The sequence below is a fragment of the Kitasatospora sp. NPDC091257 genome, assembly GCF_044757675.1.
Classification (GTDB): Bacteria; Actinomycetota; Actinomycetes; order Streptomycetales; family Streptomycetaceae; genus Kitasatospora; species Kitasatospora lactacystinica.
This window is the reverse complement of record NZ_JBIVVI010001734.1, coordinates 1-1341: the sequence shown is the minus strand read 5'-3', so window position 1 is coordinate 1341 and position 1341 is coordinate 1. Positions and strand designations below refer to the sequence as shown.

General features: G+C 73.3%; 1 protein-coding gene. It reads left to right on the top strand.

Translation table 11 applies throughout. The features are described 5' to 3' along the window. Positions 1-1315, top strand: a 1315-nt coding sequence (locus tag ACIQOV_RS41635; protein WP_401056373.1) for a leucyl aminopeptidase, incomplete at its 5' end; no start/stop codon positions are given. Between the last annotated feature and the right edge of the window lie 26 nt (positions 1316-1341).

Sequence of the window (1341 nt, the reverse complement as noted above, 5' to 3'; positions counted from 1 at the left end):
CGTCAAGGTCCCCTCCCCCGCCGGCCTGAAGGCCGCGCTCGTGCTCGCGGTCGGCCTGGGCGAGGCCGCCGAGGCCGGCTACCAGCTGGAGGCGCTGCGCCGCGCCGCCGGTGTCGCCGCCCGTACGCTGGCCGGCGCCAAGAAGGCCGCGCTGGCCCTGCCCGCCGAGTCCGCCGCCGACATCGAGGCGGTCGCGCTGGGCGGCCTGCTCGGCTCGTACGCCTTCGGCACGTACAAGGCCAACGGCAACGGCAAGGAGCCGGTCGGCGAGCTGGTCCTGCTGGCCGCCCGCAAGGGCAGCAAGGACGCCAAGGCCGCCGTGGAGCGCGCCGCCGCGGTCGGCGAGGAGATGAACCGGGCCCGCGACCTGGTCAACACCGCGCCGAACGACCTGAACCCGAAGAGCTTCGCCGCGATCGCCCAGGCGGCCGGCAAGGAGCACGGCCTCAAGGTCGAGGTGCTGGACGAGAAGGCGCTGACCAAGGGCGGCTTCGGCGGCCTGCTGGGCGTCGGCGTCGGCTCGGAGAACCCGCCCCGCCTGGTGAAGGTGGCCTACACCCACCCGAAGGCCAAGGCCACCCTGGCGTTCGTCGGCAAGGGCATCACCTACGACTCGGGCGGCATCTCGCTGAAGCCGGCCGGCCACAACGAGACCATGAAGTGCGACATGGCCGGCGCCGCCGCCGTGTTCGCCGCCGTGGTGGCCGCCAAGCGCCTGGGCCTGGCCGTCAACGTGACGGGCTGGCTGGCGCTGGCCGAGAACATGCCGTCCGGCTCCGCCACCCGCCCGGGTGACGTGCTGAAGATGTACGGCGGCAAGACCGTCGAGGTCCTGAACACGGACGCCGAGGGCCGCCTGGTGCTGGCCGACGCGATCGTGCGGGCCGGCGAGGAGAACCCGGACGTCATCGTCGACGTGGCCACCCTGACCGGCGCCATGGTGCTGGCCCTGGGCAACCGCACCTTCGGCGTGATGGCCAACGGCGACGAGCTGCGCGAGGAGCTGCACGTCCTGGCCGGCGAGGCGGGCGAGCAGTCCTGGCCGATGCCGCTGCCGGCGGACCTGCGCAAGGGCTTCACCGAGTCGACCATCGCCGACCTGGCCAACATGGGCGAGCGGATGGGCGGCGGCCTGGTGGCCGGCCTCTTCCTGAAGGAGTTCGTGGCCGAGGGCATCGACTGGGCGCACCTGGACATCGCCGGTCCGGCGTTCCACGAGGGCGCGCCGTACGGCTACACCCCGAAGGGCGGCACCGCGAGCGCGGTGCGCACCCTGGTCCGCTTCGCCGAGCAGAGGGCGAACGGCAAGGCCTGATCCAGGCATGCCCTGAACCAGGCACC